Origin of the sequence: Bordetella petrii, assembly GCF_020991325.1 — a bacterium.
GTDB classification, from domain to species: Bacteria; Pseudomonadota; Gammaproteobacteria; order Burkholderiales; family Burkholderiaceae_B; genus Bordetella_A; species Bordetella_A petrii_E.
This window is the reverse complement of sequence record NZ_JAJMLX010000219.1, coordinates 1-7,881: the sequence shown is the minus strand read 5'-3', so window position 1 is coordinate 7,881 and position 7,881 is coordinate 1. Positions and strand designations below refer to the sequence as shown.

Sequence of the window (7,881 nt, the reverse complement as noted above, 5' to 3'; positions counted from 1 at the left end):
CGCGGCACCCATTCACGTCCACCCGGGGAAACCCCACTCCATGTCCGATGCGCCAGATCTCTGGTTTTCATACGTCCGCGCCCACCGGCTCATCATCCGCGAGGTTGAACACCGCCTGGCCCAGGCCGGGCTGCCCGCCTACGCCTGGTACGACGCGCTGTGGGGCCTGGAAACCGGCCCGGGCGGCAAGCGCCGCATGCACGAACTGGCCGATGTCCTGGCCATCGAACGCTACAACCTGACCCGGCTGGTCGACCGCCTGGAACAGGAAGGCCTGGTCACGCGCACGCGGTCGGCCCATGACGGCCGGGCCGCCTACGCCGCCATTACCCGCGAAGGCCGGGCGCTGCGCAAGAAAATGTGGGCCGTCTACCAACGCGCCGTGAACGAAATGTTCCTGGCCAACTTCAGCAACAGCGAGCAGGCCCGCTTCAGCGCCGCCCTGGACCGGGCAGCCCAAACCGCCCGCCTGGCCGGCGCCGACGCGGCGTAGGCATTCTCCAATAGCGGCAATTGGCACGCAAGCCTCGCCCCTTGCGCGGACAGGTCTCGAGGCCTATAGTTGCAAAAGCAATCGTTGCATTTGCAATCAAATAGGAGCCGGCCATGCAAACGCCTGAAACAGCACTGACCTTCTACAACGCCAACACCCCCAACGGCCACAAGATCGCCATTTACCTGCACGAAGCCGGCCTGCCGCACCAGCAGGTCACCCTGGACCTGAACCAGGGCGACCAGCACCGGCCCGAATACCTGGCCATCAACCCCAACGGCAAGATCCCCGCCATCGTCGACCATGCCCATCGCGTCACCCTGTTCGAATCCGGCGCCATCCTCGGCTACCTGTCGGCACGTTGCGGCCATTTGCAGCCGGCCGGCCTGGCCGGCCAATGGCAGGTGCAGCAATGGCTGCATTTCCAGGTGGGCGGCATAGGCCCCATGCTGGGCCAGTTGTGGTGGTTCCTGCATGCATCCCCACAGCCCAACCACGAAGCCATCGCCCGCTACACCCGGGAAGCGCTGCGCCTGTATGGCGTGGTGGAACGCCGCCTGGCCGAATCCGCACACCTGGCGTTGGACGACTATTCCATCGCCGATATTGCCGCGTTTCCCTGGCTGCGCACGCACGGCGAACTGCAACTGGACCTGGCGCCCTTTCCACGGGTGCGCGACTGGCTGGCCCGCATCGATGCACGGCCGGCCGTGCGGCAAGGCCTGGCTGCCGCCCGGCCGCTTGCGCAAGCCGAGGCATGACATGGGCTGGACCTATCTGCTGGCAGCCGCCGGGCTGGAAATCGTGATGGGACTAGGCTTGAAACTGAACCAGGGTTGGACTCGCCCGCTGCCCAGCGCGCTGGCCGTCCTGGCTGGCCTGGGCAGCATCTACCTGCTGGCCAAGGCGCTGCAGACCCTGCCCGTGGGCACGGCCTACGCCATCTGGACGGGCCTGGGCGCACTGGGCCTGGTCATCCTGGGCATTGCCCTGTTCGGCGAAAGCGCGCACTGGCAGCGTCTGTTGTTCCTGGGGCTGACAGCGGTGGGGCTGATCGGCCTGCGCTATGTCGAGGCGGCCTCGTAAGACCCGGCCTGCAGGTCGCGCCACATCGCCACACGCAGGTCCATGGGAAAACCCAGGCTCCGCTCATGCTGCATCACCGCGCGCAAACCGGCCGTCCATTGCCCGGGGGCCAGCACCTGAAAGCCCGTACGGGCATAAAACGGCGCGTTCCATGCCACATCGGACAAGGTGGTCAGCACGGCATGCCGGTAGCCACGCGTGCGCGCCCGGGCGCAGGCGTGCTCCAGCAAGGCGCGGCCCACGCCACGCCGGCCGTGGGCCGGCGACACATCCATTTGCAGGATATGGAAGTCTCCATCCAGATCGCCCGCCAGCACATACCCCACGGGCGTATCGCGGCCGCCTTCGCAAGCCACCCATAGGCAATCGCGCTGTCGGCCCGCGGCGAAATCGCCAGCCGGCGTCGCGTGGCCCGCGAACACGGCATGCACGGGGTGCCCCTCCAGCAAGGCCAGCGCCTGTGTCTCGATATGCATCAGCAGCGGCAAATCGTCTGGCCGCGCGGCGCGCAGGATGTACGCCATGGTCAGTCGGCCCGCGGCGCCGGACGGCTGACCAGCCACGCCGCGCATGCCACCATGCCCGCGCTGACCAGCAGGCCCAGCCACAGTACCGGCCGCGTGGTGTACCAGAACACCGCCATGCCCAGCGCGATACCGGCCACCGCGAACAGTTTGCCGCGCGCCGAGATGGCGCCTTGCTCACGCCACGCCACCAATGGCGGGCCGAATCGCGGATGCTGCAGCAAATAGGCTTCCCAGCGCGGCGATGCACGGCCGAAACACGCCGCCGCCAGAATGACGAAAATCGTGGTGGGCATCACGGGCAGTACGGCGCCCACGATGGCCAGGGCCAGCATCAGCATGCCCAGCGCCCAGAATACGCTGCGTTTCCAACGCCCGCCCTGCCCGTTCTGATCCTGCATATCGGCCATGCGCTCGACGAATTCCTCGCCCCAATGTACCGGCCGCCGGCGAATTGCCGGCGCCGCCCGGAAGCAATGGTACCGCGTGCCGCCTGGGTGCAAGAGCCGGCCGCAGGGCTTGACAGGATGCCGGCGCAGGCGGATAGTTTGCCAAATGGTGAACTATCAAAAAAACCTCGACCACACTTTCGCCGCGCTGGGCGACCCTACCCGGCGGGCCATCCTCATGCACCTGGAACGCGCGGGCAGCGCCACGGTCAGCCAACTGGCCCAGCCCTTCCCCATCAAGCTGCCGGCCGTCATGAAGCACCTGGACGTGCTCGACCACGCCGGCCTCATCGTGCGCAGCAAGGCCGGACGCACCGTCACCGTGCGCTTGTCCCCCCAACCCATGCAGGTCGCCATGGAATGGCTGCGCCGCTACGAGCACTTCTGGACCCACAGCCTCGACCGCCTGGCCGCCTATGCGGAACACCAGGAAGCCCAAAGGAGACCCAAGCCATGAGCAGCCTGACATTGGTACGGCGCATCAATGCGCAACCCGCTACCGTATTCGAAGCACTGACCACCCCCGACGGCATCGCCTGCTGGTGGGGCCCCGATGACGGCCCGGTGCTGGTGGCGGAAACCGACCCGCGCGTCGGCGGCCGCTTCCGCGTGCGCTTTCGCATGCTCGACGGCAGCGAACACGAAAGCAGCGGCGAATACCTGCGCGTCGAGCCGCCACACCACCTGGCCATGAGCTGGCGCTGGCAGGGCGACGAAGACAGCGGCGAGTCGCGCGTCGAGATCGCCCTGCGCGCCATCGACACCGGCACCGAACTCACCTTCACGCACGCCGGGCTGCAAGACGAAGAAACGCGCCGCGGCCACGAAGAAGGCTGGGGTGGCGCGCTGGACAAACTGGCGCGGCGCTTCGCCGGCTGACAAGGAGCCCCAATGATTACTTTGACCGCATTCCGCTGGGTACCACCGTTCGCGCAGGGCCAGGTTCGCGACCTGCGCGTGCGCTGGGCGCTGGAAGAGGCCGGCCTGCCCTACCGTGAACGACTGATCGGCATCAAAGAACAGGCCAGCGCCGAATACCGGGCCCTGCAGCCTTTCGGGCAGGTGCCGGCCATTGAAGACGGCGAGCTGCGGCTGTTCGAATCCGGCGCCATCGTGCTGGAAATCGCCGATCGGGGCAGCCACTTGCTGCCCGCCGACGTGGTGGGCCGCGCGCGCGCCCGCGCCTGGGTGCTGGCCGCGCTGAACACTATCGAACCGCCCATCATGCAGCTGGCCGGCCTGGACTTCTTCTACAAAGACCAACCCTGGACACAGTCCGCCCGCCCCACCGTGCTGCAGGCAATAGGCAAGCGCCTGGATGAACTGGCGGCATGGCTGGGCCAGCGGGACTACCTGGAAACCAGCTTCACGGCGGGAGACTTGATGATGTCCAGCGTGCTGCGCATTCTGAAGCATACGCCGCTGGTCAGCGAACGGCCCGCGCTGCAGGCCTACCGCGACCGCTGCGAAGCCCGTCCGGCGTTTCGCAAGGCACTGGCCGACCAACTACGGTCGTTCGCCGACTACGAGGCTGCCCACGGCGTACCTCGCATGCCCGCGGCCTGAAGTGCAAATCCGGATTGGCCGCGCGCACCGGGTTTCCGCAGGTGCCTGGCCCCGACCGCACAGCGAACCCGCCCCCCGTGGCGAGTTTTCGCAAGATTTCCCGGGTGTCTGGCTCCCAGCGGGTGCCAGACACCGTTGTATGCCGCGACAGTCTCAATTGGACGGTGTCCGGGAAGCAGGCAAGGCATCTAGCAGCACATCCAGAGCGGCGCGGGCCTGGTCATAGCGCCCGCCATCGCCCTCGAGTTCCGATTCGGCGATCCAGAACGCGCCCTCGGCCAGGGCGCCGTAGATCATGCGGGCCAGGGCCTGCGGCTCGGCCTGCCGGATCACACCGTTCTGCATCAGCGCTTCGAGCAGGTCTGCCATCGATGTCACGCAGAATTGCTGCGACACCACCGAAGCGGTGCCCAGCACGGCGCGTGCATCCTGCAACACGATGCGGCGCATTTCCGGTTCCTGCGCCATTTCCAGATAGGTGCGGCAACGGTTCCGGAAACCTTCCCAGGTGTTCGGCGCCGCATCGGAAACCGCCTGCAGGCGCGCGTCCGTTTCTTCGTCGATCTGTTCCACCACCGCGGCCAGCAAACCCGCCTTGTCGCCGAAATGGTGATATAGCGCGCCGCGGGTCAGCCCCGCCTGGGCCGTGAAATCGTCCATGGACGTGTTGGCATAGCCCTGCCTGCCGAACGCAACGCGCGCGGCCGCCACCAGCTTGGCGCGGGTTTCCTCGATCATCTCGGCGCGGGTACGGCGGGGCATGGCGGTCTCCTTGTACATACGCAACGTATGTAAATTGACATACATCGCGTATGTATCTATTATGCCCCACATTCCGCCGCCCTATCGAGCACCTCATTCCATGACCCCAGCGAAACCCTCCGCCAGCCCGGCGGCCCGCCCCCATTCCCGCCCCTGGCTGGCCGTGGCCAGCGGCGGGCTGGCCACCTTTGCGGTGGTTACCACCGAAATGCTGCCGGTCGGCCTGCTGACGTCCATCGCCCAGACGGTCCATGCCTCCACCGGCACCACCGGGCTGCTGTTGACTGTGCCCGCCCTGCTGGCGGCCTTGTTCGCCCCGCTGGTCATCGTGGCGGCGGGCGGCATCGACCGGCGCCACATTCTGTCCATTCTGTTCGTGCTGCTGATCATCGCCAACCTGGCCACTGCCCTGGCACCCAGCATGGCGTGGCTGCTTGCCGCGCGCGTGCTGGTGGGCCTGTGTATCGGCGGCATCTGGGCGGTGGCCAGCGGCCTGGCGGTGCGGCTGGTGCCCGCGAAATCGGTCGGGCTGGCCACGTCCATCATTTTCGGGGGGGTGGCTGCCGCATCGGTGCTGGGGGTACCCTTGGGCGCCCTGATCGGCGACCTGGCCGGCTGGCGCATGGCCTTCGGCAGCATGGCCATGCTCGCCGCACTGGTGCTGGCCCTGCACTTGTGGTCCATGCCGCCCCTGCCGGTGGGCCGCTCGGTGTCGGTGGGCGCCCTGCTGCAAGCCTGGTCCAACCCGGGCCTGCGCCTGGGCTTGCTGATGACGCTGCTATTGGTGGCGGGCCATTTCATGGCCTTCACGTTCGTGCGCCCCTGGCTGCTTTCGGTATCGGGGTTTCACCCCGAATGGATGGGCGTACTGCTGTTCGCCTACGGCACCGCCGGCATCGTCGGCAACTTCGTGGCGGGCCTGAACGCGGCGCGGCGGGTCGGCTGGACGCTCATCGTCATCGCGGCAGGCCTGGCCACCACGCTGCTGTTGCTGTTCGCCACCGCCGGCAGCGCCTGGGGCGGCGCGCTGGTACTGTTGCTGTGGGGCCTGGCATACGGCGGCGTGTCAGTGTCGGTGATGACCTGGACCATGAAAGCCGCCGCGTCCAACCTGGAACCCGCCACGGCCTGGTCGGTAGCCATTTTCAACCTGGCCATCTCCATGGGGTCTTTCCTGGGAGGCCAAATGGTGGACAGCCATGGCTTGCGCGTCAATGCCCTGGCGGCTTGCGGCCTGCTTGTCCTGGCCCTGGGCGTGGCGGTAACCATCCAGCGCAGTCTGCCGCGCCTGGCAGTTCCTGCCCATCATTGACCGCGGGCGGTCCAACCGCCCCGGCCGGCCCTGCCCCCGCGCGCGGCCACACCGGCCGTCAAAGCCCGAACATCAGCGAACGATGCGCGGCCGCGCCCGCCATGGCGCCATCGCCCACGGCCAAGGCCACATTGCCCGCCGCCCGCGCCACGTCGCCGCAGGCGAACACACCCGGCACCGTGCTGGCCTTGGTGCCATCGGTGGCCACATATTCCCCCAATGGCCCGGCGTCCAGGGCGCACCCCAGTTGCGCCGCCAAAGCGCTGGGATGCAAGCGCGTGGCGACGAACAGGCCGGCCAGGTCGAACGCGCGGCCGTCCTGCATGACCACGCTGCAATCGCCATCCAGGCGCGCCACGCCACCGGCTTCCACTTGCACGCCGCGCTCCCGCAATTGCGCGCGCTGCCCGGCGTCGGGCTCGAACGCGCCGTTCAGGAACAATGTGGTCGGCCCCCAGTCCGGCAGCATCAGCGCCTGGTGCAGCGACAATTCCGAAACCGCCAGCACGCCGATTTTTCCTTTCAGCAGCTCATAGCCGTGGCAATAGGGGCAATGAAAGACATGGCGGCCCCAGCGCTCGGCCAGCCCCACCACATCGGGCAATTCGTCGCGTACCCCGGCGGCCAGGATGATGCGGCATGCCGTATGGGCGCCGCCATCTTCCAGCACTACCCGGAAACCGCCTTCGATGGCGTGCGCCGCGGCAACGCGGGCATCCTGCCATTGCACGGTTTCGTAGCGCAGCAACTGCGCGCGGCTGTCGGCCGCGATATCGCCTGGCGGCCGGCCGTCCTGCCCCAGGAAGCCGTGCGAATGCGCCGCATAGCGATTGCGCCGCTCGCCCGCGTCGATAACCAGAATATCGCGGCGCGCGCGCGCCAATTGCAGCGCGGCCGACTGCCCCGCGTAGCTGCCGCCGATGATGATCACGTCATGGTCCATGGAAACACCGCCTTGCCTGAATAGAATTTCACGTATCTTTTAAAGTTACATTAAAACCAAAAAGAATCCGCCGGTCAATACGCGCAGCGCGCCGACGCGCAATCAATGCGTCTGGTGTGTGGCCTTGCCCGCGAGGCACAGGGCATCGAACTGCCCCGCCAGGTCGCCCAGGCTGACCGAACCCAGCCGCTGCACCAGCAAGGCTTCGGCCTGGTGCAGCGCATCGGCAATGGCCTCGTTGACCACGCGCTCGACGGCGCAGTCCGGGTTGTCGCGATCGGCGCCAATAGCGAAGATGCGCGGCCCGCCCACCGCGCGGTGCACGTCCAGCAAGGTAATCTGGTCCAGCCCGCGCGCCAGCCGCCAGCCGCCGTGATGGCCCTTGTCAGACTGCACATAGCCCGCCTTGCGCAGGCCGGCCATGGTCCGGCGCACGACGGCAGGATTGGTGCCCAGCATCTGCCCGATCTGTTCTGATGTCATGGGCTGCTCGGCACGGGCCATGTGCAGCAGTACATGCAGCATGCGGGAAAGGCGGCTGTCGGTTCTCATGGCAGGGCCGTGGGCGGGATCAGCCGACATTATGCGGGATGGGCGCGGAAACATGCCCGCGCCCTTGCCTTGCCCGTCAGTAAATCGGCGGCTCTGGCGTGGGCGCATTGCCTGCCAGGCTGGCGAAATCGCAGCCCAGGTGCGCCTGCGTCACTTCATTCTGGTATATGCGCGTGAAGCCGCGCACATGCGGC

The 7,881-nt window shown here is 67.3% G+C and carries 12 protein-coding genes; 7 read left to right on the top strand and 5 right to left on the bottom strand.

The window, feature by feature from the left end; genetic code table 11:
- Positions 1 to 40 precede the first annotated feature (40 nt).
- From LPZ50_RS18600 to LPZ50_RS18590, 3 genes are all read left to right on the top strand, one after another.
- Positions 41 to 493, top strand: a complete 453-nt coding sequence (locus LPZ50_RS18600) for a MarR family winged helix-turn-helix transcriptional regulator (protein ID WP_230663484.1) — start codon at positions 41 to 43, stop codon at positions 491 to 493.
- Positions 494 to 606: 113 nt separating this feature from the next.
- Complete coding sequence (locus LPZ50_RS18595) at positions 607 to 1,254, top strand: glutathione S-transferase family protein (RefSeq protein WP_230663482.1); 648 nt, start codon at positions 607 to 609, stop codon at positions 1,252 to 1,254.
- A 1-nt stretch (position 1,255) separates the two neighbouring features.
- Positions 1,256 to 1,579 carry a DMT family transporter gene (locus tag LPZ50_RS18590; RefSeq protein ID WP_230663480.1) on the top strand — a complete coding sequence of 108 codons (324 nt, stop codon included), beginning with the start codon at positions 1,256 to 1,258 and terminating at the stop codon, positions 1,577 to 1,579.
- Here LPZ50_RS18590 and LPZ50_RS18585 read toward each other — a convergent pair.
- Both LPZ50_RS18585 and LPZ50_RS18580 read right to left on the bottom strand, forming a co-directional pair.
- Positions 1,558 to 2,103, bottom strand: coding sequence for a GNAT family N-acetyltransferase (locus tag LPZ50_RS18585; RefSeq protein ID WP_230663478.1), 546 nt, complete (start codon positions 2,101 to 2,103; stop codon positions 1,558 to 1,560). The two genes, LPZ50_RS18590 and LPZ50_RS18585, sit on opposite strands and share 22 nt — an antisense overlap.
- 2 nt (positions 2,104 to 2,105) lie before the next feature.
- Positions 2,106 to 2,513: a YbaN family protein gene (locus LPZ50_RS18580; RefSeq protein ID WP_230663476.1), complete on the bottom strand. Its 408-nt coding sequence runs from the start codon at positions 2,511 to 2,513 to the stop codon at positions 2,106 to 2,108.
- Between the two features lie 145 nt (positions 2,514 to 2,658).
- On the opposite strand from LPZ50_RS18580, the gene LPZ50_RS18575 reads away from it, so the two are divergent.
- Genes LPZ50_RS18575 through LPZ50_RS18565 form a run of 3 tightly spaced genes read left to right on the top strand, consistent with a single transcriptional unit; the run spans position 2,659 to position 4,118 of the window.
- A complete protein-coding gene (locus tag LPZ50_RS18575; RefSeq protein ID WP_230663474.1) occupies positions 2,659 to 3,009 on the top strand; it encodes an ArsR/SmtB family transcription factor in 351 nt (116 codons plus the stop codon).
- Positions 3,006 to 3,431 (top strand): SRPBCC family protein, encoded by a 426-nt coding sequence (locus tag LPZ50_RS18570; protein ID WP_230663472.1) that lies wholly within the window; start codon positions 3,006 to 3,008, stop codon positions 3,429 to 3,431. Before LPZ50_RS18575 ends, LPZ50_RS18570 begins: the two co-directional genes overlap by 4 nt.
- A 12-nt stretch (positions 3,432 to 3,443) precedes the next feature.
- Positions 3,444 to 4,118: a glutathione S-transferase family protein gene (locus LPZ50_RS18565; RefSeq protein WP_230663470.1), complete on the top strand. Its 675-nt coding sequence runs from the start codon at positions 3,444 to 3,446 to the stop codon at positions 4,116 to 4,118.
- A gap of 153 nt (positions 4,119 to 4,271) precedes the next feature.
- Here the strand turns inward: LPZ50_RS18565 and LPZ50_RS18560 are convergent, their stop codons facing one another.
- Complete coding sequence (locus LPZ50_RS18560) at positions 4,272 to 4,880, bottom strand: TetR/AcrR family transcriptional regulator (RefSeq protein ID WP_230663468.1); 609 nt, start codon at positions 4,878 to 4,880, stop codon at positions 4,272 to 4,274.
- 100 nt (positions 4,881 to 4,980) lie between these two features.
- On the opposite strand from LPZ50_RS18560, the gene LPZ50_RS18555 reads away from it, so the two are divergent.
- Positions 4,981 to 6,192, top strand: coding sequence for an MFS transporter (locus LPZ50_RS18555; protein ID WP_230663466.1), 1,212 nt, complete (start codon positions 4,981 to 4,983; stop codon positions 6,190 to 6,192).
- Between the two features lie 58 nt (positions 6,193 to 6,250).
- On the opposite strand, the gene LPZ50_RS18550 is transcribed toward LPZ50_RS18555, so the two are convergent.
- Both LPZ50_RS18550 and LPZ50_RS18545 read right to left on the bottom strand, forming a co-directional pair.
- Positions 6,251 to 7,135 (bottom strand): NAD(P)/FAD-dependent oxidoreductase, encoded by an 885-nt coding sequence (locus tag LPZ50_RS18550; protein WP_230663464.1) that lies wholly within the window; start codon positions 7,133 to 7,135, stop codon positions 6,251 to 6,253.
- Positions 7,136 to 7,237: 102 nt separating this feature from the next.
- Entirely contained in the window at positions 7,238 to 7,687 is a 450-nt protein-coding gene (locus LPZ50_RS18545) for an Rrf2 family transcriptional regulator (RefSeq protein ID WP_230663462.1), read from the bottom strand.
- Positions 7,688 to 7,881 lie beyond the last annotated feature (194 nt).